Origin of the sequence: Algibacter lectus (assembly GCF_900112395.1) — a bacterium.
GTDB classification, from domain to species: Bacteria; Bacteroidota; Bacteroidia; order Flavobacteriales; family Flavobacteriaceae; genus Algibacter; species Algibacter lectus.
This window is the reverse complement of record NZ_FOLN01000002.1, coordinates 591,249-615,713: the sequence shown is the minus strand read 5'-3', so window position 1 is coordinate 615,713 and position 24,465 is coordinate 591,249. Positions and strand designations below refer to the sequence as shown.

General features: G+C 33.6%; 19 protein-coding genes. 13 read left to right on the top strand and 6 right to left on the bottom strand.

Annotation, left to right across the window (positions count from 1 at the left end):
- Positions 1–54 precede the first annotated feature (54 nt).
- Complete coding sequence (locus BM246_RS05660) at positions 55–3,177, bottom strand: LamG-like jellyroll fold domain-containing protein (protein WP_074936375.1); 3,123 nt, start codon at positions 3,175–3,177, stop codon at positions 55–57.
- Positions 3,178–3,409: 232 nt separating this feature from the next.
- A complete protein-coding gene (locus tag BM246_RS19930; protein ID WP_175489781.1) occupies positions 3,410–4,486 on the bottom strand; it encodes a helix-turn-helix transcriptional regulator in 1,077 nt (358 codons plus the stop codon).
- A gap of 137 nt (positions 4,487–4,623) precedes the next feature.
- Here BM246_RS19930 and BM246_RS05650 point away from each other — a divergent pair, with 137 nt between their 5' ends.
- Positions 4,624–5,790: an MFS transporter gene (locus tag BM246_RS05650; protein WP_074936373.1), complete on the top strand. Its 1,167-nt coding sequence runs from the start codon at positions 4,624–4,626 to the stop codon at positions 5,788–5,790.
- Here BM246_RS05650 and BM246_RS05645 read toward each other — a convergent pair.
- On the bottom strand, positions 5,787–6,449 hold the full coding sequence (locus BM246_RS05645) for an ABC transporter ATP-binding protein (protein ID WP_074936371.1): 663 nt from the start codon (positions 6,447–6,449) through the stop codon (positions 5,787–5,789). The genes BM246_RS05650 and BM246_RS05645 overlap by 4 nt on opposite strands.
- A gap of 121 nt (positions 6,450–6,570) precedes the next feature.
- On the opposite strand from BM246_RS05645, the gene folE reads away from it, so the two are divergent.
- The 6 genes from folE to BM246_RS05620 all read left to right on the top strand — a co-directional run bounded on the left by folE (position 6,571) and on the right by BM246_RS05620 (position 11,022).
- Positions 6,571–7,158, top strand: a complete 588-nt coding sequence (folE, locus tag BM246_RS05640; protein WP_042494719.1) for a GTP cyclohydrolase I FolE — start codon at positions 6,571–6,573, stop codon at positions 7,156–7,158.
- Between the two features lie 56 nt (positions 7,159–7,214).
- A complete protein-coding gene (locus BM246_RS05635) occupies positions 7,215–7,493 on the top strand; it encodes a hypothetical protein (protein ID WP_074936369.1) in 279 nt (92 codons plus the stop codon).
- A gap of 199 nt (positions 7,494–7,692) precedes the next feature.
- Positions 7,693–9,093, top strand: a complete 1,401-nt coding sequence (gene lpdA / locus BM246_RS05630) for a dihydrolipoyl dehydrogenase (RefSeq protein ID WP_074936367.1) — start codon at positions 7,693–7,695, stop codon at positions 9,091–9,093.
- 335 nt (positions 9,094–9,428) lie between these two features.
- Entirely contained in the window at positions 9,429–10,013 is a 585-nt protein-coding gene (locus BM246_RS05625) for an RNA polymerase sigma factor (RefSeq protein ID WP_042494722.1), read from the top strand.
- On the top strand, positions 10,013–10,183 hold the full coding sequence (locus BM246_RS19925; protein ID WP_162857631.1) for a hypothetical protein: 171 nt from the start codon (positions 10,013–10,015) through the stop codon (positions 10,181–10,183). Before BM246_RS05625 ends, BM246_RS19925 begins: the two co-directional genes overlap by 1 nt.
- 23 nt (positions 10,184–10,206) lie before the next feature.
- Positions 10,207–11,022: a mechanosensitive ion channel family protein gene (locus tag BM246_RS05620; protein WP_074936365.1), complete on the top strand. Its 816-nt coding sequence runs from the start codon at positions 10,207–10,209 to the stop codon at positions 11,020–11,022.
- Between the two features lie 162 nt (positions 11,023–11,184).
- On the opposite strand, the gene BM246_RS05615 is transcribed toward BM246_RS05620, so the two are convergent.
- A complete protein-coding gene (locus BM246_RS05615; RefSeq protein ID WP_074936363.1) occupies positions 11,185–12,606 on the bottom strand; it encodes an L-serine ammonia-lyase in 1,422 nt (473 codons plus the stop codon).
- A 420-nt stretch (positions 12,607–13,026) separates the two neighbouring features.
- Between BM246_RS05615 and dnaK the strand changes: the two genes are divergently transcribed.
- The 4 genes from dnaK to BM246_RS05590 all read left to right on the top strand — a co-directional run bounded on the left by dnaK (position 13,027) and on the right by BM246_RS05590 (position 18,001).
- The gene (dnaK, locus tag BM246_RS05605) at positions 13,027–14,925 is read left to right on the top strand and encodes a molecular chaperone DnaK (protein ID WP_042494724.1); all 1,899 of its coding nucleotides are present in this window, start codon (positions 13,027–13,029) and stop codon (positions 14,923–14,925) included.
- 165 nt (positions 14,926–15,090) lie between these two features.
- A complete protein-coding gene (locus tag BM246_RS05600; RefSeq protein ID WP_175489780.1) occupies positions 15,091–15,600 on the top strand; it encodes a lipocalin family protein in 510 nt (169 codons plus the stop codon).
- A 144-nt stretch (positions 15,601–15,744) separates the two neighbouring features.
- Positions 15,745–16,974 carry a class I SAM-dependent rRNA methyltransferase gene (locus tag BM246_RS05595; protein ID WP_074936356.1) on the top strand — a complete coding sequence of 410 codons (1,230 nt, stop codon included), beginning with the start codon at positions 15,745–15,747 and terminating at the stop codon, positions 16,972–16,974.
- Positions 16,975–17,053: 79 nt separating this feature from the next.
- Positions 17,054–18,001, top strand: coding sequence for an NAD(P)H-dependent flavin oxidoreductase (locus BM246_RS05590; RefSeq protein ID WP_074936354.1), 948 nt, complete (start codon positions 17,054–17,056; stop codon positions 17,999–18,001).
- A gap of 29 nt (positions 18,002–18,030) precedes the next feature.
- Here BM246_RS05590 and BM246_RS05585 read toward each other — a convergent pair whose 3' ends face one another.
- Positions 18,031–19,158, bottom strand: coding sequence for a hypothetical protein (locus tag BM246_RS05585; protein WP_074936352.1), 1,128 nt, complete (start codon positions 19,156–19,158; stop codon positions 18,031–18,033).
- A gap of 30 nt (positions 19,159–19,188) precedes the next feature.
- Positions 19,189–20,757, bottom strand: coding sequence for a hypothetical protein (locus tag BM246_RS05580; RefSeq protein ID WP_074936350.1), 1,569 nt, complete (start codon positions 20,755–20,757; stop codon positions 19,189–19,191).
- 467 nt (positions 20,758–21,224) lie between these two features.
- Here BM246_RS05580 and BM246_RS05575 point away from each other — a divergent pair, with 467 nt between their 5' ends.
- Together BM246_RS05575 and BM246_RS05570 are read left to right on the top strand one after the other, a co-directional pair.
- Positions 21,225–22,985: a serine hydrolase gene (locus tag BM246_RS05575; RefSeq protein ID WP_074936347.1), complete on the top strand. Its 1,761-nt coding sequence runs from the start codon at positions 21,225–21,227 to the stop codon at positions 22,983–22,985.
- Positions 22,986–23,128: 143 nt separating this feature from the next.
- Positions 23,129–24,115, top strand: a complete 987-nt coding sequence (locus BM246_RS05570) for an aldo/keto reductase (RefSeq protein WP_074936344.1) — start codon at positions 23,129–23,131, stop codon at positions 24,113–24,115.
- Positions 24,116–24,465 lie beyond the last annotated feature (350 nt).

The window sequence follows — 24,465 nt, the reverse complement described above, 5'->3', positions numbered from 1 at the left end:
CTAGCAAATAAAGTAATTGCTCAAAACTATAGAGTTGGTTTTCTGTAAACTTTATTATTGCTTAATAACTTTTTTTATTGTGGTACCTTCGGTTGTAATTATTTTAAACATATATACTCCAGAAGGATACTTCGTAATATCGATGCTGTTTGTAATACTTTCTAGAGTTTCGTTATTGATAATTTTACCTGTAAGATCTAATACTTGTAATTTTGCAGTGGTTAAATTATCAACATCAATAGTAATAGTGTTAGTTGCAGGGTTTGGGTATATTTTTAATTTATTGCTAATATCAAAATTATTAGAGCTAAGCGTCGATTCTACGGTTACTACAATTTCTGTTTTTTCACTTTCGCAACCGTTGTCATTTGTGCTGGAAACCCAGTACGAGGTAGAACCTGCTGTTGTGGTACCTGGAGTAGGTGCTGTTGTTGTTCCTGTTCCATTAGTTTCAGTAGTGTACCATAATAAAGCCGTACCATTTGAGCCTGTTGTAGCTGTTAATGGTGACGCAGTATCACCTTGGTTATAAGTCACTGGTGTAGTAACTGTCGCTTCAGAAGGTATTATTGAACCTGTTGTTACTGGAGAACTAGCTAACCAATTTGAAGTTGTGCCTGTTAAATCAAAATTTGTTAATGTTCCATTATTTGTACCTGTTACATCTATAGCTGTAGTCTCTGAAGTATTCGTTGATGAGTCGGCACCTTGATTAAAATTATAGTAGGCTACTAATCCTGTTTCAGTACCTTGTAATTCACAATTTTTACTTCCGTTAATTTGTTCTGCTGTTCTGGCAATATTCCAAATACGAACTTCGTCTAATGATGCATCTAATCCTCTATTTGTATCTTGAGGATCTCTCCCTATGTTTACATTAAAATTAGAGTTACCAATATTACCCATTGCAATATTAGTTGAAGCAATCTCAATACCATCAATGTAAATTTTTGATGTCGTACCATTATACACCCCTGCAATATGAAACCAAGTATCTAGAGTAATTGTATTATCTGGAGTAGTTAATTCATGCCACCCAGAATTTGCTACAACAAAATTAACGGCACCATTACCACCAGCTCTTAGCATATAACCACTAGAAGTTGGTGCTGCTTTATTAATAATATTACCTAACCAATGTTCTGAACCAAAAGTATTGAATTTCACATAGGCCTCTAAGGTAATTGTGTTTCCAGTAATTTGTAAGCTTGGGTCGTTACCGCAATCTACATAGTCATTCAAACTACCAAAATTAAGATGTGTTGCAGGTAGTACTACTGTAACTACAATTTCTGTTCTTTCACTTTCACATCCATTTGCATTAACGCTAGAAACCCAGTAAGAGGTAGAGCCAACTGTTGTAGTATCTGGTGTAGGAGCTGTTGTTGTTCCTGTACCTCCCGTTTCAGTAGTGTACCAAAATAAATCTGTACCATTTGTACCTGTTGTAGCTGTTAACGGTGATGCGGTATCACCTTGCTTATATGTTACTGGTGTAGTAACTGTAGCCTCAGAAGGTATTATTGAACCTGTAGTTACTGGAGAGTTAGCTAACCAGTTTGAAGTTGTGCTTGTTAAATCAAAATTTGTTAATGTTCCATTGTTTGCACCTGTTGCATCTATAGCTGTAGTCTCCGAAGTGTTAGTTGCTGAATTGGCACCTTGATTAAAATTATAGTAGGCTATTAAACCTGTTTCAGTACCTTGTAATTCGCAATTTTTACTTCCGTTAATTTGTTCTGCTGTTCGTGCAACATTCCAAATGCGAAGATCCTCTAAATTTCCATTAAAAAAATCACGACTATTTCTTTTCCCTATTTGAAGAATTCCATTTCCATTATATGTTGCTACTCCTGTATCCTCCCCAACCAAAATACCGTCTTGATATACTTGTCTTGTACTATTAATTACGTCGTAAACACAAGACCAGTGGTGCCAAGCATTATCAGAAACATAATTAGTAGCTGGTATATTTATATCATTGTACCAAAAAGCAAATGTAAAATCATTGGTGTCTCTAAACCCAATATGTAATAGACCGTTATTCACCTCATATCCTTGGGTTAATACCATACTATTCACATCACTTGAAGCACGTTTAGCATAAAATTCAACTGTAAATGATGAGTTAGCTATATTTATTCCTGAAGGCACTTCAACATAATCATTAACACCATCAAAATTTAAATGTGTTCCAGGTAATGCTACTGTAACTACAATTTCTGCTCTTTCACTTTCACAACCATTTGCATTAACGCTAGAAACATAGTAAGTAGTATTTCCAAGCGTTGTAGTTGAAGGTGTTGGCGCATTTACTGATCCAGTTCCTCCCGTTGCATCTGTATACCATAATAAACTTATACCATTTGTACCTGGTGTTGCAGTTAATGCTGTTGCTGTGTCATCTTGTGCATATGCTATTGGTGAAACAACATCTGGTGGAGATGAAAGTGAGGTTATTGGTGAACCAGCCAACCAATTTGAAGATGTTCCAGTTAAAGCAAAATTCGTTAACGTTCCATTATTACCATTTCCCGTTATATCAGTTAAATTAGTTACATTAGTATTTTCGCCTGCATCAATACCTTTATTAAATTGGTAATAGGCTACTAAACCCGGTTCATTACATTGTATTTCGCTACTTTTTGCATTATTAATTTCTGTAGCAGTTCTGATTACATTCCAAATACGTAATTCATCTATAGAACCACTAAAGTGTGAATTATTAAAACCTCCAACAATTAATGAGCCCATTGGAACTGTATATACACCGAATGAACCTGAATTATCTAAAACACCATCAATATATAAGTTACCTTGACCATTTGTGTTTATTGAGCTTGTAGAAAATGCTACATGATGCCAAGTATTATCGTCAACATTTTGATTAGATGTAAGAATAAAACCTCCGTAGCCATGTCGACCTGTTGTATAAGTTAGCTTTCCATTAGTTACTGCTAAATAACTACTGTCATAACCAGAAATACTAAATAAAATTATTCCGTCAGTATCTGTTTTTATCCAAGCTTCAATTGTAAAATCGGTAACAGAGCTATATGTGTTTGTTAGTGATACTGAATCATCTACACCATCAAAATTTAAATAGTCTGCCTGACTTTGTGCTTTAACATAATTGATACTTAAAAAGAGTAGAATAAAAAAATAAAATTTTTTCATAAGATTTGGTTTAAATTATTTTTAAGGGTTGTTAAAGCCGCAAAGTTATAGGCTCGATTATTTTTTGAGTAGCCCATTCGGACAAAACGATAGTCCATTAAGACATTTAAACGGATTTAAGTAGCACTTTGTCGGTGGTTTTGATTTTTTTTAAATAGTCGAATTCACTCTTCTGTGCCTCTTAAAATAAGGGGTAGTTAGTCTTTGAGAAGTTTTAAGATTAAATGATTTTTTATTCCAATTTACTAACTGAACGCAATTCTGAAGGGAGTTTTCCGTGCTTTTTCTTGAAAGTAGCGCTAAATTTACTAGAACTATCATAACCCACTTCCTTAGCTATATGCTTTATTTGCATAGTTGTATTAAGGACGAGCTGCATAGCTAGTTCCATTTTTTTATCAATATTATATTGAAGTATTGATGTTCCGTAAACCGACTTGAAATCCGCTTTTAGTTTAGAAGAAGACATATTGAATGCTTTGGCAAGTGCATCAATTCCTATAAAAGGTTTGGATAATTTTGTTGAAATCATCGATTCGCACTTTGCGATAGCTTTGTAATCTACAGAGCTTTTTTCTTGGTAATTATCAGTTCTAGTATCTGTAAAAACATTTTTAAAAAATGTAGTTATTATACTTAATGTTTGTGCTTTTAATATTGTAGAGTTAAAAGCATCATTATTAAATGTTTTGAAGGTTTGCAGTATATCATGCGACAATTCTTCGGCATTAGGGACAATATCTTGATAAGAAATAAACCCTTTGCTTGAATCTAAAAATTTTTTAAATGGAATTTTACGGTCCAATATGTCTAGTGGAACGTGTTTTTCTAACCAGCTAGGACTTATGTAATAGATGTAAAACTGGCATTTTGATCCTTTATAAAAACAAGCACCTACATCGGTTCCTGGTTTTTTAAAACTCCAGAATTTGTTTTGAAAAGGGACTTTGTCTATAAATACATTTTGAAGTTTAACCTCGCTTTCAAATACAGTAAAAGTTATTGAATAGTGATCGCTAGGAATTCCATTGGCGTAATTAGATTTAATAACGGTATCATACTTAAACTTTAAATTAGTGATAGTGAGCCATAAACCCTCTTCAATTTGTCTATAATGCATTTCTCCATTAATAAATGGATTGTTTCTGTAAACTACCTGCTCTTCAGCAGCATGCTTACTTCCCGGTGTTTTTATAGTTGACTCTATGAATAATTCGGGTGTGTTTGCTAAATAAGGAAATTCAAAAAAACCATCTTTATAGAACCTGAAATTAGGCTTGATAAGTTGATACCATTTCGATAAGTTCATATTTTTATCTAATTACTATTTAATTTTAAGTTAATAGGGATATGCTTTATAAAATTAGCAAAAATATTGTAATAAGTTGACTTTTCATCCGTCTTACTAGCCAATTAAAAACTAAATTCGTTTTCTTATTTATTTTAATGAAGCCAGCCAAGTATATTTTACCAATTATTGTTTTTTCTCAATTTTGTTGCACCTCATTGTGGTTTGCTACAAATGGAGTTATTGAAGATTTAGTAACTAACTTTAATTTAAATAGTTTGGCTTTAGGGCATCTTTCATCAGCTGTGCAATTTGGTTTTATTATCGGAACCTTTTTATTTGCACTTTTAACCATTACCGATCGCTTTGCACCTTCAAAAGTATTTTTTATAAGTGCTGTTCTGGCGGCTGTTTTTAATGTTTTAATTGTTTTAGAAAATCATAATCTTTGGAGTTTAGTAATGCTTCGGTTTTTTACAGGTTTTTTTCTAGCTGGTATTTATCCCGTAGGAATGAAAATTGCTGCCGATTATTACAATAAAGGCCTCGGGAAATCTTTAGGGTTTTTGGTTGGCGCCTTAGTTTTAGGAACTGCTTTCCCTCACGTTTTAAAAGGCTTTGGAAGCGGTTTTTTATGGCAAGACATCATTTATACAACAACTGCTTTGGCTGTGCTAGGAGGTGGTGTTATGTTTGCTTTTGTACCAAATGGAGCTTATAGGAAATCGGCAGCTAAATTTGATGTTTCGGTGCTATTTAACGTGTTTAAAGTGCGCGAGTTTAGAAAGGCGGCATTTGGATATTTTGGCCACATGTGGGAACTGTATACCTTTTGGGCTTTTGTTCCCGTACTTTTAAGTGCTTATGTGGAGTATCACCGAAGCGTAACGTTTAACATTCCATTACTAAGTTTTATAATTATAGCTTCTGGAGGAATTGCTTGTGTAATTTCGGGCTATTTATCTCAAATGTTTGGAATCAAAAAGGTAGGAGCCATGGCATTAACACTTTCTGGTATTTGCTGTTTAGTATCTCCGTTATTTTTTAGTTTAGAATCGGAAATTAGCTTTATAATATTTTTGGTGTTTTGGGGTATGGTTGTCGTGGCCGACTCTCCATTATTTTCAACCTTAGTCGCGCAAAATGTTAATGCAGAACATAAAGGCACGGCATTGACTATTGTTAACTCTATTGGGTTTGCTGTAACCATTGTAAGTATTCAATTGGCTAGCAGTTTAATAGATGTTATGGCTGTAAAATATTTGTTTTTGTTTATTGCTATTGGCCCCGTTTTAGGTCTTGTTGGGCTTTTAAAGAGATCTTAACTCACAATATTACCATCTACCATAGTTAATTTTCTATCTGCAAGATTAGCAAGTTCTTCATTATGGGTTACAATCACGAAGGTTTGCCCGAATTGATCTCTTAATTTAAAGAATAAACTATGTAAATTCTCAGCAGATTCACTATCTAAATTCCCCGAAGGTTCATCTGCAAAAATTAAAGCAGGACTATTAATAAGGGCTCTTGCGACAGCAACACGTTGTTGTTCCCCTCCAGATAATTCATTTGGCTTGTGGTTATAACGATGTGATAAGCCAAGGAAATCTAACAACTCCTTAGCGCGTTTTTCGGCATCTTTTTTATTAGTTCCTTTAATAAAAGCAGGTAAACAAACGTTTTCTATGGCTGTAAATTCAGGTAGTAATTGATGAAACTGAAAAATAAACCCAATATGCTCGTTTCTAAATTTAGCTAAAGCCTTATCGTTAAGTTCGCCAATATTGATGTTGTTTATAATTAATTCAAAATCGGCAACAGGTGATGCCTTATCTAAGGTTCCTAAAATTTGTAAAAGAGTTGTTTTACCCGCACCCGAAGCTCCTACAATAGATACTACTTCGCTAGGTTTAATATGTATGTCAACGCCTTTTAAAACTTGTAAATCGTCGTAGAATTTCTGAATGTTTTTTGCTTTAATCATCTCAATAAAATATAGGCGTGAAATTACTACTTTAAGTTATACCGTACAATTTTGAATCAATTTTATTGTATAGTCCATTTTTAGACTTATATTTATTTTCGAAATTAAATTATAGTACAAGATGCCTTACAGAAAGCTAGAAGAATACAACATGCAGGTTACCGATGATGTTAAAAATAGATATCGAAACATCATTGAAGATTTAGGTGAAGATACCGAGCGGGAAGGCTTAGTAAAAACTCCAGAACGGGCAGCAAAAGCTATGCAGTTTTTAACACAAGGTTACGATCAAGATCCTGTAGAAATATTAAAAGGCGCTATGTTTAAGGAGTCTTATAATGAAATGGTTATTGTAAAAGATATCGAGTTGTATTCACTTTGCGAGCATCATATTTTACCTTTTTTTGGAAAAGCACATATTGCTTATATTCCAAACGGACACATTGTTGGCTTAAGTAAATTACCGAGAATTGTAGATGTTTTTGCCAGACGATTACAAGTGCAAGAGCGTTTAACAGAACAAATTTTAGACTGTATAAACGATACTTTAAAGCCTCAAGGTGTAGCTGTAGTAATAGAAGCGTCACATATGTGTATGATGATGCGTGGTGTGCAAAAACAAAACTCTATAACTACAACATCTGGATTTAGAGGTCAATTTGAGAAAATTGAAACTAGAAACGAATTCTTAAAATTAATAGGGAAGTAGGCAAAAAATAATTTTGGTATGTTTCTTGTTTATCCAAAAGTATAAATTACTATTACATGAACAAATACAAAAAATTAGCAATTAGTATTGCCTTTGATGCTTTAGGCTATGTCTCTTTCGTAATCCCAGGTTTTGGAGAATTTACCGATGTGGTATGGGCTCCTGTTTCAGCTTGGTTAATGGCGAAGCTTTACAAAGGTAAACCAGGTAAAATTGCAGCCGTTATTTCTTTCTTAGAAGAAGCAGCGCCAGGTCTAGATGTTATACCAACATTCACGCTTATGTGGCTTTACACCTATGTCTACAAAGCAAAAGAAACAATTATTGAGGTTTAGAGAGATATTTCTAAATTGGTTAACCAATTCTGTGAATAATATAGCATTTAACCCTTTTTATAAGTGAATTTTAAATAATTAGGCTAAAGAAATAGAAGAATTATAATTCTATTTGATATGTTATTTTTTTTATTGACTTCCCATAAAACATTCGTATTTTTGATTTTCAAATTACAATGATAAATTTCAAAAAGATATTATGAATTCATACGATGTAGCCGTTATTGGCTCAGGTCCAGGAGGCTATGTAGCAGCAATTCGCTGTGCACAATTAGGAATGAAAACTGCAATTATTGAAAAATATAGTACCCTTGGAGGTACATGTTTAAATGTAGGTTGTATCCCGAGTAAGGCGCTTTTAGATTCTTCGCACCATTATGATGATGCTGTAAAACATTTTGAAGAGCACGGTATTGAAATTCCTGGTGAAATTAAAGTGAATTTAGAAAAAATGATAAGCCGCAAACAAGCTGTTGTAGATCAAACAACAGGCGGAATTGATTTTTTAATGAAGAAGAATAACATTGATGTTTATCAAGGTTTAGGAAGTTTTAAAGATGCTACGCATATCACAATTGCTGGTGAAGAAACTATCGAGATTGAAGCAAAAAATACCATTATTGCTACCGGAAGTAAACCATCTACATTACCATTTATCACTTTAGATAAAGAACGTGTAATTACATCTACAGAAGCTTTAAAATTAAAAGAAATTCCGAAACACCTAATCGTTATTGGTGGAGGAGTTATTGGTTTAGAATTAGGACAAGTTTACAAACGTCTTGGTGCAGAAGTAACTGTGGTAGAATATATGGACCGTATTATTCCGACAATGGATGCTGGTTTATCTAAAGAATTAAATAAAGTTTTAAAGAAACAAAAATTCAAAATTAACGCATCTCACAAAGTAAAATCTGTGGAACGTGTTGGCGATGAAGTTATCGTTAAAGCAGATAATAAAAAAGGAGAAGAAGTAGAGTTTAGAGGTGATTATTGTTTAGTATCTGTTGGACGTCATGCTTATACAGATGGTTTAAATGCCGAAGCTGCTGGTGTAAAATTAACAGATCGTGGTTTAGTAGATGTAAATGAGCATTTACAAACTAGTGCATCTAATATTTATGCTATTGGAGATGTTATTAAAGGTGCGATGTTAGCTCACAAAGCTGAAGAAGAAGGTGTTTTTGTAGCAGAAACTATTGCAGGGCAAAAACCACATATAGATTATAACTTAATTCCAGGTGTTGTTTACACATGGCCAGAGGTTGCTACTGTTGGTAAAACAGAAGAGCAATTAAAAGAAGCTGGCGTGGCATATAAAACAGGTCAATTTCCAATGCGTGCTTTAGGTAGAAGTAGAGCGAGTATGGATCTAGATGGTTTTGTAAAAGTTTTAGCCGATAAAACTACAGATGAAATTTTAGGAGTGCATATGGTTGGCGCTCGTGCTGCCGATATGATTGCTGAAGCTGTTGTTGCTATGGAGTATCGCGCTTCCGCGGAAGATGTATCTCGCATGTCTCACGCGCACCCAACATTTACAGAAGCTATCAAAGAAGCCGCCTTAGCTGCAACTGAAGATAGAGCATTACATATATAAATTTCAGTATTTAATTTAATATTGAATTATTGCTAACATTTTGAAGGCTGTCTAATTTCGATTAGCAGCCTTTTTTTTTATTTCTTATAAAAAAGAAGAGATAGAAAGTGTTATTTTCTTAAAATTGTGTTAAATTTACATTAAACAGTTAGAGCTTATTCCTTCAAAGATGAATTCCAAAAAACATTTATTTTTATTTTAAACTATAATCGTCTTCATTTTAGGTGATTACAGTCTTGTTTCGTGTTTTTAAAAAGAAATATGAAAAAGATTGTGACCTTTTAAATGTATGAGTGTCTTAACAATTGTAACCATTAAACTAGCGTAAGCTAAATTTGAAAACCCTACCAAAAATTAATAAAAAATCCGACGAGGATTTGATCAAAGGCATCGTTCAAAGCAACGATACGCTGCTTTTTGAAGTTCTATACGATAGGTATGCCACCTTAGTATATAACAAGTGTATGGGGTTTGCTAAAGATGAAGATGAAGCAAAAGATTTAACACAAGATGTATTTTTAAAGTTATTTGTTAAATTAGCAAGTTTTAAAGGAAATTCTAAATTTTCAACTTGGTTATATGCCTTCACTTATAATCATTGTGTAAATTATGTAACCCGAAATACAGCAAAAAAAATAGAAAAACAATCAGTAGATTATGCTGATGCAGAAAATGTAGAAAGCCTCTATGAAGAAGAGGAAGATGATAGTAGCTTTCTAAGTATGAAAGTTGATAAATTAAAAATAGCATTAGAGTTGATTTCTCCGGAGGAAAAAATGATTTTGCTTTTAAAATATCAAGACTCCTTAACTATAAAAGAAATTGAAGATGTTCTTGGAATAGGAGAAAGTGCAGTAAAAATGCGAATTAAACGAGCTAAGGATAAATTAGTGACCGTTTATAATAATAACCTTGGATAATGGAAAACCCGTTTTTAGACATAAATAAGCCATTAAAGGAAGTTCCACAAGAACTGAAGGCTAAGGTTATGAGCGATATTGCCATGGCCAAGTTAATAATGGAAATAGCCGAATTGTTTTCGTACAATTTATCCAGCGTGATAGAGCTTACCATGAGAAGTAGAAAATAAGTAACCAAAATACTCTAAATAAAATGAACCTTGTCGACAGCTTAAAAGCATCATTAAGTACAATTTGGGAAAGTATAGTAAGTGTATTACCTACTATCGCAGGAGCGATAATTGGTATAATCATTGGAATATTAATTATTAAACTAGTAGTTAATATTATAAGGAAGTCATTAAAATTTGTGAAGGCTGATAAGCTGGATGATAAATTAAATGAAATTGACTTATTTGGTGATAAGAAGATACAATTTAATGTTATTGATATTGTAGCGAAATTTGTTAAATGGATGCTTTACATTATTTTAATAATGATTGTTACAGATCTATTGAATTTAACAATGATCTCTGATGGTATTAAAAGTGTTATTGGTTATTTACCAAGATTAATTACGGCTCTAGCCATATTTGTTATTGGTTTATTGTTTGCGAATTTTGTTAAAAAATCTTTGCAATCGTTCTTTGAGTCTATGGAATTGTCTGGCGGTAAAATGATAAGTCAGTCAATATTTATGTTACTGCTTATATTTATTTCTATTACAGCTTTAAACCAAGCTGGTGTAGATACTGAAATAATTACAAGTAACATTACCATGATTTTGGCAGCCTTTTTATTAGCATTTGCTTTGGCTGTTGGATTAGGAGCGCAAAAAGTAGTAGGCGATTTGTTTAGAACGTTCTACACAAGAAAAATATACGAAGTTGGACAAATTATTGAGTTCAACGATATAAAAGGAGAAATAGAGTCTATCGATGGTATATCGGTAACCTTAAAAACAACAACAGGAAAAATAGTAATTCCTATTAAAGATATAGTGGAAAGTCAAGTAAGAGTGCAAGATTAACTTTAAGTTAGGGTTAAAATTTGGTTGGTTACTATTTTGTATTACGAACCACTTTCTACTGGTCTCTTCTCATTAATTTGGGAAGAGACTTTTTTTTTGATTAAAACTTAAGTGAAATTAAAAAGATGTCTTTTAGAAGAAAAAGAAGTAATTAAAATAGAATTAACAATCAGACATATTAACTCCAACAGCTAAGCCTCCTTCGCTGGTTTCTTTGTATTTAGAGTTCATGTCTTTTGCTGTTTCCCACATGGTGTTAACCACTTTGTCTAGAGGTACTTTTACGTTGTTTGGGTCGGTATCTAGAGCTAGTTCTGCAGCATTTATAGCTTTTATGGCTCCCATGGCATTACGTTCTATACAGGGTATTTGTACTAAACCTCCAATAGGATCACAGGTTAAACCTAAATGATGTTCCATAGCAATTTCGGCAGCTACTAAAACTTGTTCTGGTGAGCCACCAAGTAATTCTGTTAATGCTCCAGCAGCCATTGCAGATGATACTCCAATTTCAGCCTGACAACCGCCCATGGCAGCCGATATTGTGGCTCCTTTTTTAAAGACACTGCCAATTTCTCCAGCAACTAATAAGAATTTTTTAATATCCTCAAAGTTACCATCGTGATTTTCTATTACTAAATAATACATTAATACAGACGGAATTACACCAGCACTACCATTTGTAGGAGCTGTAACTACACGACCTAATGCCGCATTAACTTCGTTTACAGCTAATGCAAAACAGCTTACCCATTTTAATATTTGTCTAAATTTAACTTCGGTATTTCTAATGGAGTAAATCCATTCTACAGGATTTGAGTATGGAGATGATCCTTGTAAGCGTTTATGCATGTCAAATGCTCTACGGCGCACGTTTAAACCTCCAGGCAAATGCCCTTCGGTATGGCAGCCGGTATACATACATTCTAGCATGGTATCCCAAATGCGTTTTAACTCATAATCTATTTCTTCTTCTGTACGAATAGATTTTTCGTTTTCTAAAACAACTTCAGAAATGGGTTTATTTAAATCTTTGCAGAATTTTAATAATTCTGTTCCTTTATCAATAGGATAGGGAAAAGAACATTTTATTTCAAAATTCTTTTTAGCATTTTTACGTTCTTCTTTTACAACAAATCCGCCACCAATAGAGTAGAAGGTCGATTTCGCTCTTTTGCCATTGATTATAGCACTAAATGTGATGCCATTGGAATGAAATGGTAAAAACTTTTTATTGAAAACAATATTTGTTTCTGGTGTAAAATCTAATATTTTCTCGTTGTTAAAATGTATTTTTTGAGTTGCTTTTATATCTGCAATAGTGGTTTCTATAGTTTCTATAGGCAATGTTTCTGGGTCGGCACCGGTTAAACCAAGCATTACAGCATAGTCTGTAGCATGGCCTTTTCCAGTTAGGGATAATGATCCATATAAATCGACCTGAATAGTTTCAACCTTACTAAAAGTGCTGTTCGCTTTTAATTCGCTAATCCAGCGCTCGGCGGCACGCCAAGGCCCTAAGGTATGAGAACTTGATGGGCCAATGCCTATTTTTAGCATGTCGAAAACAGAGATACATTCCATAGTTACGAAAACGTTGTATTTGGAGACAAATATATATAATGTTTTAAGAGAAGGTTTAAATAATGTGTCAATTTTTTATAAACAAAATGTAAAACCATTGCAAATTGAAATTTATTGGATTGGCTTACTAAAGTTGGCAGATATATGCGCAAGGGATGGAACGGTTTGTTTGAGCTCCCGACCTAAGGAGGAGCGAGTAGTGAGAGCCCGATCCTTTTGGGATGCGCCCAAATATTTAAATTGACAGTAGGTGAATGACAGGTGACCGGCGTTTTGCTGCATATAACTAGGTCTGTAAAGTGATACGGCACCTGAAAATTAAAAATATGACACTGTGTCAGTTATTTTTGGTTGGCATAATGATTGACTTATACAACTCGAAATTAAAAATGAATTTTCAACACAATAAAAAAATATATTATGAGTAAAATTATTGGAATCGATTTAGGAACAACCAACTCTTGCGTTTCTGTGATGGAAGGTAACGAGCCAGTAGTTATTCCTAATGCAGAAGGAAAAAGAACAACGCCATCGGTAATCGCTTTTGTAGAAGGCGGTGAAATTAAAGTTGGTGATCCTGCAAAACGTCAGGCTGTAACTAACCCAACAAAAACGGTTTATTCTATTAAACGTTTTATGGGTAACAAATATTCTGAGTCTAAAAACGAAGCGGAACGTGTTCCTTACAAAGTAGTAAAAGGAGATAACGATACGCCTAGAGTTGATATTGATGGTCGTTTATATACACCACAAGAATTATCGGCTATGATTCTTCAAAAAATGAAGAAAACGGCAGAAGATTATTTAGGAACTGATGTTACTGAAGCGGTAATTACTGTACCTGCTTACTTTAACGATAGTCAACGTCAAGCAACTAAAGAAGCTGGTGAAATCGCTGGTTTAAAAGTTAGACGTATTATTAACGAACCAACCGCAGCTGCTTTAGCTTACGGTATGGACAAAAAAGGAACTGACCAAAAAATAGTAGTATTTGACTTTGGTGGAGGAACGCATGATGTATCTATCCTTGAATTAGGTGATGGTGTATTTGAAGTACTTTCTACAGATGGTGATACGCACTTAGGTGGTGATGATGTTGATGAGAAAATCATTGGTTGGTTAGCAGATGAATTTCAGGCTGAAGAAAACATGGATTTAAGAAAAGATCCAATGTCTTTACAACGTTTAAAAGAAGCTGCTGAAAAAGCTAAGATTGAGTTATCATCTTCTGCACAAACAGAAGTTAACTTACCTTATATTACAGCTACAGCGAGTGGACCAAAACACTTGGTACGTACGTTAACACGTTCTAAATTTGAGCAATTAATTGACGACTTAGTAAAACGTACTATTGAGCCATGTCAAACAGCTTTAAAAGCAGCAGGTTTATCTAAATCTGATATTGACGAGGTTATTTTAGTAGGTGGTTCTACACGTATTCCTGCAGTACAAGCGGCAGTTGAGAAATTCTTCGGAAAAGCACCAAGTAAAGGTGTAAACCCTGATGAAGTTGTTTCTTTAGGAGCTGGTATCCAAGGTGGTGTATTATCTGGAGATGTTAAAGATGTATTACTTTTAGATGTAACACCTTTATCTTTAGGTATTGAAACTATGGGTAATGTATTTACTAAATTAATTGAAGCAAATACTACAATACCAACTAAAAAATCGCAAGTATTTTCAACAGCGGCAGATAACCAGCCATCTGTAGAAATACATGTATTACAAGGTGAAAGAGCTATGGCTGCCGATAATAATACTATTGGACGTTTTCACTTAGATGATATTCCACCAGCACGTCGTGGTACACCGCAAATTGAGGTTACTTTCGATATCGATGCTAATGGTATCATTAAAGTATCAGCTACGGATAAAGGAACAAATAAAACACAAGATATTCGTATTGAAGCATCTTCTGGTTTAACTGAAGAAGAAATCCAAAAGATGAAAGCTGATGCTGAAGCAAATGCTGAAGCTGATAAAGCTGCAGCTGAAAATGCTCAGAAATTAAACGAAGCTGATTCTATGATTTTTCAAACAGAAAAACAATTAGAAGAGTTTGGTGATAAATTATCGGAAGATAAAAAACAACCAATCGTTGATGGTTTAGAAGAATTGAAAAAAGCTTACGAAACTAAAGATGTTGCTGTTATTACACCAGCTTTAGATAAAATAAACGAAGCTTGGAAAGTAGCAAGTGAAGAAATGTACAAAGCACAAGCCGATGCAGGTGGAGCACAACCAGGACCAGATGCTGGAGCAGACGCTCAAGCTGAAGGAAGTGATGTTGAAGATGTAGATTTCGAAGAAGTAAAATAAGCAGAAATTATATTTTGCTAAATCGAAATGAGTGAATATTGTATTCTGAATTTATTTAGAATTTTTATAAAACATTTCGTAAAAATTAAAAACGTAACCATTAGTTTGGTTGCGTTTTTTTTGTTTCTTAATATTGCCGAATTATTTAATATACAAAAACAGACTATGAAAAAATTAAGTGTTTTATTTATTGCGTTTACAATGGTTTTATTGTCATGCTCAAATGATGATACAGCGTCTACTTCTGCAGAATTAACAGGAGCGTGGAATGGCCAAGCCATTAGCTACAACGGAACTATAATTACAGAAGTTTTAGGAGAATCTATAGAGTCTACTTATGTAGCGCAAGGTTATGATATCGATTTTACCATGACCTTTACAGAAATGCCTAATAACGTTGTTGGAGAAGGTAATTATAGTTTAGAATTAGTTTCAACTACGCTAGGGCAGAGTCAAACACAAAATTTTGAAGATCTTTCATTTGAAAATAATAGTACTTGGACTAGAGATGGTAACCAATTATTGCTAACAGATGGTACGGAAACTGTTGCTTACCAAATTACAGAGTTAACAGAAAATAAGCTAGTTCTTACAGCAAATAGCCTAGAAGCTATACCAAATGCAAGTGCAAGCGGTATCACAGAAATTAAAATAGAAATTATTCTAACAAGATAGAACTATAATACTTTTATTTTAAGCGCGATCATTAATTTGGTTGCGCTTTTTTTATTTTCAATTAATAAGAAGTATTTTATTTTCACTTGCATATTTTACTTTTTATCCAAAAGAAAACGAGTACTTTTACAGTAAATTTTAAGCATGCTATTTTCTTCAAAAATAAAATCTAATTATAATCCAAAAAGATTAGCTGTAAAACTAAACGCTAAAGGCGAACAGTTTGTGGTTCAGGGGCATCCATGGGTGTTCTCAGATAATATTACCAAAGTAAATGATAATGCGAAATCGGGAGATTTAGCTATTATTTTTGGTAAAAACAAAAACCGAGTTGTGGGTTTAGGTTTGTATGATGCTAATTCGCCAATTCGAATTAAAATGCTACACAGTAGTACAGAAAAAGCAGAAATTAATGCCGCTTTTTTTAAGCATAAGATTAGTAAAGCTTTTAGTAAACGTCAATCGTTATTAAAAACAAATACAAACAGTTACCGTTTGTTGTTTGGCGAAAATGATGGTTTCCCTGGCTTAATTGCCGATGTTTATGCATCTGTTTTGGTCGTGAAAATATATTCTGAAATTTGGTTACCTTATATAGAAACTATTATTCCGGATTTGCAAGAAATCTCAGATTGTAAAACAGTTGTTATTAGGCTAAGTCGAAGTTTAGAAAATTCTAAAAAACATAAACTAGAAAATGGTGATGTGGTTTTTGGAACTTTAAAAGATGAAGTTGTTAAGTTTGTTGAGCACGACGTAAACTTTTCTGCTAACGTTATTAAAGGACACAAAACAGGTTATTTCTTAGACCATCGTGCCAATAGAAAACAAGTAGGCGAGTTGAGTAGAGGTAAAACGGTACTAGATGTTTTTTCTTATGCCGGTGGGTTTTCAGTACATGCACTTTCTAACGGCGCCAAAGAAGTTACTAGTTTAGACATAAGTAAACAAGCTTTAGAAATAGCCCTCGAAAATGGTAAGCTAAACAAATTTAAAGGGAAACACCACACTATAGCTGGCGATGCTTTTTTAGAATTGAAAAAATTAATAAAAGATAAGGTTACTTTTGATGTGGTTGTTATAGATCCGCCAAGTTTTGCAAAACAGGCTTCGGAAATAGAACTAGCCAAAAAGAAATATGCGCAATTAGCGGAATTAGGTGAAAAACTTACAGCCAAAAATGGTATGCTTGTTTTAGCGTCTTGTTCTTCTCGTGTTCTTGCTCAAGAATTTTATGATATTAATAGTGACGTGTTAGCCTCTATAAAACGTAATTATAAAATCCTTTCAAAAACTCAGCATGATACAGATCATCCTGTAGGATTTCCAGAGGGAGCTTATTTAAAAACGGTTTATTATCGATTTATAGATTAGGTGTTGGTAATTGAGGAAATAGAATAAATGTTATGCGTGCATAATATTTTACTATATTTGTATAAATCAATACAGCCAAATGGAAACTAAGCTCACCACACTACTTAATATAAAACACCCAATAATTCAGGCACCAATGTTTCTGGTATCTAATACCGCTATGGTTATCGAAGCCATGAAAAGTGGTATTGCTGGATGTATTCCTGCTCTAAATTACCGAACGCTAGAAGAGCTAAAAGCAGCCATTCAGGAATTAAAAGCAGCTAAAGTGGAAGGTGGATCTTTTGGTTTTAATTTAATAGTGAATAAATCGAACATAAAGTATAAAGAACAACTGCGCGTACTTTGCGAGGAAGGTTGCGATTTCATAATAACATCTTTAGGAAGTCCAGAAGAAACTATAAACCAAGCTCACAAAGCTGGTATTAAAGTATTTTGTGATGTAACAGATTTACATTTTGCTAAAAAAGTAGAGGGTTTAAAAGCAGATGCTGCTATAGCTGTAAATAATGAAGCTGGCGGACATAGAGGTAAATTATCTCCCGAAGCACTGATAAAAGAATTAAAATCCAATTTAAATATCCCGGTAATATCTGCTGGCGGTGTAGGCTGTAAAGCTGATATTGATAAAATGATAAGTTATGGTGCCGATGGAGTTTCGGTTGGAAGCCCATTTATAGCCTCAGTAGAAGCAGGTGTAACAGAAGAGTACAAACAAGCCTGTGTAGATTATGGAGCGGAAGATATTGTAATGACAGAGCGTATTTCTGGAACACCATGTACCGTAATAAACACACCTTATGTTCAAAAAATTGGAACAAAATCAACTTGGATAGAATCTGTTTTAAATAAAAGTAAAACCTTGAAAAAATGGGTGAAAATGATTCGTTTTTCTATCGGAATGAAAGCAACCGAAAAAGCAGCCACTAAAGCGACTTATAAAACCGTTTGGGTTGCGGGGCCAAGTATATCGCATACCAATGCTATATTACCCATAAAGGCCATCGTAGAAAAACTAACCAATTAAAAATGATATTAAAGTATTAATACAAGATTTTAGCGTTTCCCGATACCAGTTACTAATTGAAAAGTTAATCCCCAGTTTTTGTTAATCAGTTTTCCATAATTGTAAAAATGATTTAACCTTAATCGAGTATGTGGAGAAACTACATAAGATAAACTGTTTACAAGGTTTCCTTTAGTTTCTCTGTCGCTACTATTATTAGGTAGGTTTAATAATATAGCGTTAGATGTATTAATAACAAAAACACCTTTAATATAAAGCTCTATATTGTTTTGTAGTGCTAAATCTATACTGTTATCCCGGTTTTGGTAAAAATTAGGTCCACCATGCAGTTGTGATTCAAACTTAAGTTTTTCACCTAATTTTTTCACAACGTCTGCACCAATTCTTGTTAAGTAACGTTCGTTAATACCATCTCCAGTTTTTCCAGTCATGGCAATTAAACCATATTCAAAAGATTTGAATAAAGGTGAACCTATACGTGCAGTACCTAACCAAGAGCCGTTAAAATTTGGATTTATAAATTCTACAGCACTTCTATTTATTTTTTGAGCATCCGTAAGGTTTGGTGCATAGCTAACCAATGGATCTCTTAATAATCCTCCAGAATAAAAGCCAGCTTCAAAATCAAGTTTTTCAGAAATTGCTGTTTTAAAAGTAGCTCCTAAATCTTGAGTGAATCCTAAATCGAGACTCAGGCTATTTGCTATAAAAGATGTTACGGGATCTATTTTGGGGTTATGTCCAAATTTTATATTAGAATAGCCTACAAAAAAGCTTGTTCTATCCCATTTTGTTCCAAAAGATAACCCTACATTTTGTAATTTTAATTGATAATTAAGTGAGGTTTTATCATTTAAACTTCCTAAGAAATCTAAAGATATTTGAGATTTAAAACTGGTTAAAGCGACGTTTCTTATATAGCCTTTTTGTTGTAAGCGTTGGTTTTTTGTAAAATATTGATAAACCAATCTATTCTTTGGTCCAGACGTTGATAAGTCAAAATTTGAAGTATCTCCATCCAAATATCCAAAATGGATATTAGCTTGTAAATAATGAAATCGGTGGTCTTGCTTAGAGCGTTTTAAAGAGCTTTGTGCATATGTAGATGAAAGTAAGAAACAAAAAATAAGAGTAAGCGTATAAATATATTTTTTCATTATAGTAAAATTTGGACTAGGTGTATACTATTAGTAATTGTAAAGTTGGTTTCTAATACGTACTTTTTCTCTTAATTCATTAGGTAATTTTACGCGACCCATCCATAAAGGCAGAATACGCTCGTAGGATATTAAATAAATATCGAGCACATCTTTTTCTAAAGTAGGGTAGGTTAGGTACACTTTACTCAGTCCTTTTTTAAAATTATCAACCCATTTACCGGTATGCTTATCCGTTAAAAGTAAAGACTGCTCATAAGCCTTTGGCATTAAATCACTATCAAAATTTATTGTAGGTTGCGCAGGGTTATAGCGGCGACCTTTTGGATAAACATTAAATCCATAATGAAGGCCATAAAGTTTTTGTTCCTGTATCATTGCTAAATCTACATTTGTTATGGTAAGCGTAAATGGAGCCCATTTTCCTGTAATTTGTATCTCACTTAAGCATTCGGTATCCTTTATATCAATAGCACTTATAGATATGTTGTCTAGGTGTTTTAACCAATTCATATCAAAGGTTAACGGCGTTTTATTAGAGTAGAAACCTTCATCTCTAAATTGGGCTAATTTTATAGGTTGCTTTTCCGGATCTAAAATACTTTTATACGTTTCCTTAGAAATACTCGCTAAGTTATTATTAAGGAATAAGCCGTATTCAATTTTATAATGTTCTTCCATATCCAATAGTTCAATTGGTCTTTCAGACTTATAGCCTATCTCGAGCATTTCTGTTTTCCATACTTTTTTTATCGGATTTCTTAAAGCATCAAAATCAATAACAATATTTTGCGATTGTTCAGATAGTGTATCATAATTAAAACCCGTTAAATCAACATCTTTTAAATCAATGTTAGGGTTTTTAAGGGCGATTAAATGTTTGTAAAAAGACTTATCGAGTAAAAACCAAGAGTGCGCTAAAATTTTCGATTGGTTAAAATTGATGTTATTATGAAGGCGACTATCGAAATCTGAAAAATCCTCCGTATTCAAGTTAAATTCCCATTTACCTCCAGAAAGGCAACCATTTGTAATACCTGTTCTGTACACTCTATTTAGTGCATTTTTATCTTCAATTGAAGTTGTTTCTGGAGTAATAATACTAAATTCATTAAACTCTTTTCTTAAGCTAACCCCGTATCTATTAAACTCCTCTAAAAGTAATTCAGGATACAAATGTTGGCCGTTAGAATTAAATTTAGGAACAATTCTAAGTAAATCAAAATCAGAAACAATTACTTTATTTCCTTTGCCGTCCATAAAAGTAAAGTCAACAATAACAGTACCTTCCGGCATGGTGTTATGTAATTTTAGCTCTACAGTATTAAAATGCATAGCCAAACTATCTTTTGCATAAACACGATCTTTTTCCCAAGCATCAAAAGCATAATCCTCACTTGGGCTAATGGCATTTATAGTCATAATACCGTTTGGAGAAGCATCAAAATAAGTTTTTATTGCATTTGGAGCTTCGCTTAAAAGTGTGCCATTATAGTTGGCCCATTTATAGGAATAGCAACCTGTTAGAATGAATATTAATAAAAAGGAAAAAGTTTTAAAAAAGAGAATTCTCGCTTTTTTGTTTCGAGGAGTAAACATACTGCAATTTAATTTTTCGGATCGCAAGTTACGATAAACAAATGAAAACAAAACGGTTATAATTAGTAGTAGGTCGAATAGTATGCTTCTTTTTAATTTTGGCGCAACCCGAAAAGGGTCGGGCTATCCGCTACAAGTCCGCGTAGCAACAATTACCATTGTTACTACTGTGGGCTTTTCACTACTATCCCTTGCGCATAGTTTGCAACTGTGGTTTATAAAGCTATGTTTATTGTTTTTATTAAGTTCTGCTTATGCTTTTCGCTAACACAAAATAGCTACTAATTTAACCTAGCTTATCAAAGCGATTATATACTTTTTGTATTTGTAAACTTCAATCATTTTTTAATTTAAAGAGTTTATTTTGAAATTTACTGTAACTTATAGGTGTTATTAATCGTCATACATTAATAATCATAATAAGTTCAATCAATCAATCAATCAATCAATCAATCAAAAAACATCTTATGAAATCACAATCAAAATTTTTAAGCCTAAAAAAGGTTTTCCTGGCATTAGCGGTATTGTTAGTTTGTCATGTTACGTTTGCACAAACCAAGGCAGATAAAATAGACCAACTTATAAGTAAATATGTTGAGTACGGTAAGTTTAATGGTTCTGTTTTAGTAGCAAATAAAGGAGAGGTTATTTTTAAAAAGGGTTACGGAATGGCAAATATGGAATGGGATATGCCAAATGCACCCAATACAAAACACCGTCTAGGTTCCATAACTAAGCAGTTTACAGCAATGCTTATTTTACAATTGGCTCAAGATGGAAAGCTAGATTTACAAGCCCCAATAACCTCTTATCTTCCAGATTATCCAAAAGAAACGGGAAACATAATCACGATACATCATTTATTAACGCATACGTCGGGCATTCCAAATTACACCTCTTTTCCTGGGTTTATGGAAGATGAAAGTCGAAACCCATACACTCCAGAAGGGTTTATTGAAAAATTTCAAGATAAAAATTTAGACTTTAAACCGGGAGAACGTTTCAGTTATAGTAATTCTGGATATTTTTTATTAGGTGTTATTGCTGAAAAATTAACAGGTAAAAGCTATGAGGTTTTATTAAGCGAAAAGATTTTTAAACCATTAGATATGCATGCTACAGGTTTTGATAACCACAGCTATATTTTAAAAAATAGAGCAACAGGTTACGAGAAAAATGCAGGTAGTTATAAAAACTCGAAGTATTTAGATATGTCTATTCCTTATGCGGCAGGTTCGATGTATTCAACAGCCGAAGATTTATATTTATGGGATCAAGCATTGTACACAAATAAACTGCTATCCAAAAAATATATGGAACTCTATTTTAAACCTCAAATTTCTGCTTGGGGCAACAGTCATTACGCTTACGGTTGGGGTGTTGGTTACAGTAAAATGGGGACTTCTACAGATAGTATTTATGCTATTCAGCATGGAGGAGGAATTAACGGATTTAATACCAATATACTTAGAACACCTTCAGATAAATCATTAATAGTTCTTTTAAATAATACAGGAGGCGCTCCACTTAGTAACATAACAAATGCTATTTTGGGTATTATAAATAACAAAACGTATAGCATGCCTAAAAAATCGGTAGCAGATGCTATGCTAACCGTTATAGAAGCAAAAGGTATCGATGCGGGAATTACTCATTACAATGAAATTAAAGACTCCGAACTTTATAATTTAGAAGAAAGTGACTTAAATGCTATGGGATACCAACTGATGGGGTCTAACAATATAGAAGCCTCGGTTAAAGTATTTGAGTTAATTGTTAATGAATTTCCAAAATCGTCGAATGCTTATGATAGCTATGCTGAAGCTTTAATGACTTCCGGTAAAAAAGACTTAGCTATTACAAATTATAAAAAATCGGTCACGTTAAATCCAGCCAATCAAAACGGCATAGATTTTTTAAAAAAATTAGGAGAAGATGTAAGCGATTTGTTAAAAGATGTTGAAGTGCCAGAAGCTATTTTAGAAACCTACATTGGTAATTATCAACTTATGCCTGGGTTTATTCTTGCTGTTACTCGAGAAGGCAGTCAACTTAAAACTCAAGCAACAGGACAACCCGTGTTTGATGTGTTTCCTAAATTTGAAAACGTATTTTATTTAAAAGTAGTTACCGCACAGCTAACTTTTAATAAAGGTAGTTCTGGAAACATAGAAAGTGTAACGCTATTGCAAGGTGGACGAGAAATTACAGGTAAACGCATAAACTAATAATATACTCTTTATTAAAAATTAAAAACACCTTTCATGATGTCATGAAAGGTGTTTTTTTTTAATTAAAGTTTCAAAGAAAGGTTGTGTTAAAATCGTTTTAATTTTTTCGACAGTTCTCTTTTTAAGCATAACTTTACGGTATGCAAAAAAGAGAATTAGGAATACACGGATTTAAAGTTAGTGAAGTTGGTTTAGGCTGTTGGCAATTAGGAGCAGATTGGGGAGAAGGACTATCTCAAGAAGCTGGCTTCGAGATTTTAAATGAAGCCGTAAAAAGCGGCATCACCTTTTTTGATACCGCAGATGTTTATGGTAACGGAAAAAGTGAAACCTTAATTGGTGAATTTCTAAAAACAACCCAAACACCAATACGTGTAGCAACTAAATTTGGTCGCGCAGACAATGCATACCCAAATAAATATACCAAAGCCATTTTACGCCAAAGTGTAGAAGCTTCTATAGCACGTTTAGGTGTCGAAGCTTTAGATTTACTACAACTCCATTGCATCCCAATTCAATATTTAAAAGACGGTGATGTTTTTGATTGGTTACGCGAATTAAAAGCAGAAGGACTTATAAAACATTTTGGTGCTAGCGTAGAAACCGTGGAAGAAGGTTTAATTTGCCTTAAGCAAGAAGGCTTACTTTCACTACAAGTAATATTCAATATATTCAGACAAAAACTGGTTACGGATTTGTTGCCACAAGCTCAGGTTAAAGGTGTTGGTATTATTGTACGTTTACCTTTGGCAAGCGGATTATTATCGGGTAAATTTACAAAAGACACGGTTTTTCCAGAAAACGACCATCGTAATTACAATAAAAACGGAGAAGCCTTTAACGTGGGCGAAACCTTTGCAGGTCTGCCATTTCAAAAAGGTATAGAATTTGTAGAAACTATAAAAAAAGATATTCTACCAAGCCACCTATCCATGGTGCAATTGGCCTTGCGTTGGTTGCTCGATCATGAGGCGGTGAGTACTATTATTCCGGGCGCGAGCTCGCCAAAACATGTTATTTCTAATGCGGAAGCTTCAACTTTAGAAGCATTGTCACAAGAGGTTCAGGAGGCGTTAATCGATTTATACAAAACACAAATTCATCAAGAAATTCGTGGTGGATATTAGTAATAATTATACCTGATATACATTTTTTGTAACTCAGCTATAGTAATTCATTCTGTATATATAAATTATTTTGGCGCAACCCGAAATGGGTCGGGCTTTTCGTTGCAAGTCCTCGCACTTCCTTCGTCAGGCTGTGGGCTTTACTCTGCAATCCCTTGCGCATAGTTTGCAGCGATAGTTCGTATAGCTGTGCTTCTTGTTTTGGAAAAGTATTGTTTTGTTTTTGATACAGTGTATTCAGTTATCTAAATGAGTACTGAATACCGCGACTGAAAATTGCCTACTTAAAAAATGGTTCACTTCACCGCGTTAGGGATAGAACGGCATGTTTGAAATCCTTTTTGTTTTCC

Coding starts and splice junctions, on each gene's coding strand:
- BM246_RS05660 (WP_074936375.1), bottom strand. CDS start 3,177: ATGAAAAAATTTTATTTTTTTATTCTACTCTTTTTAAGTATCAATTAT.
- BM246_RS19930 (WP_175489781.1), bottom strand. CDS start 4,486: ATGAACTTATCGAAATGGTATCAACTTATCAAGCCTAATTTCAGGTTC.
- BM246_RS05650 (WP_074936373.1), top strand. CDS start 4,624: ATGAAGCCAGCCAAGTATATTTTACCAATTATTGTTTTTTCTCAATTT.
- BM246_RS05645 (WP_074936371.1), bottom strand. CDS start 6,449: ATGATTAAAGCAAAAAACATTCAGAAATTCTACGACGATTTACAAGTT.
- folE (WP_042494719.1), top strand. CDS start 6,571: ATGCCTTACAGAAAGCTAGAAGAATACAACATGCAGGTTACCGATGAT.
- BM246_RS05635 (WP_074936369.1), top strand. CDS start 7,215: ATGAACAAATACAAAAAATTAGCAATTAGTATTGCCTTTGATGCTTTA.
- lpdA (WP_074936367.1), top strand. CDS start 7,693: ATGAATTCATACGATGTAGCCGTTATTGGCTCAGGTCCAGGAGGCTAT.
- BM246_RS19925 (WP_162857631.1), top strand. CDS start 10,013: ATGGAAAACCCGTTTTTAGACATAAATAAGCCATTAAAGGAAGTTCCA.
- BM246_RS05620 (WP_074936365.1), top strand. CDS start 10,207: ATGAACCTTGTCGACAGCTTAAAAGCATCATTAAGTACAATTTGGGAA.
- BM246_RS05615 (WP_074936363.1), bottom strand. CDS start 12,606: ATGGAATGTATCTCTGTTTTCGACATGCTAAAAATAGGCATTGGCCCA.
- dnaK (WP_042494724.1), top strand. CDS start 13,027: ATGAGTAAAATTATTGGAATCGATTTAGGAACAACCAACTCTTGCGTT.
- BM246_RS05600 (WP_175489780.1), top strand. CDS start 15,091: ATGAAAAAATTAAGTGTTTTATTTATTGCGTTTACAATGGTTTTATTG.
- BM246_RS05595 (WP_074936356.1), top strand. CDS start 15,745: ATGCTATTTTCTTCAAAAATAAAATCTAATTATAATCCAAAAAGATTA.
- BM246_RS05590 (WP_074936354.1), top strand. CDS start 17,054: ATGGAAACTAAGCTCACCACACTACTTAATATAAAACACCCAATAATT.
- BM246_RS05585 (WP_074936352.1), bottom strand. CDS start 19,158: ATGAAAAAATATATTTATACGCTTACTCTTATTTTTTGTTTCTTACTT.
- BM246_RS05580 (WP_074936350.1), bottom strand. CDS start 20,757: ATGTTTACTCCTCGAAACAAAAAAGCGAGAATTCTCTTTTTTAAAACT.
- BM246_RS05575 (WP_074936347.1), top strand. CDS start 21,225: ATGAAATCACAATCAAAATTTTTAAGCCTAAAAAAGGTTTTCCTGGCA.
- BM246_RS05570 (WP_074936344.1), top strand. CDS start 23,129: ATGCAAAAAAGAGAATTAGGAATACACGGATTTAAAGTTAGTGAAGTT.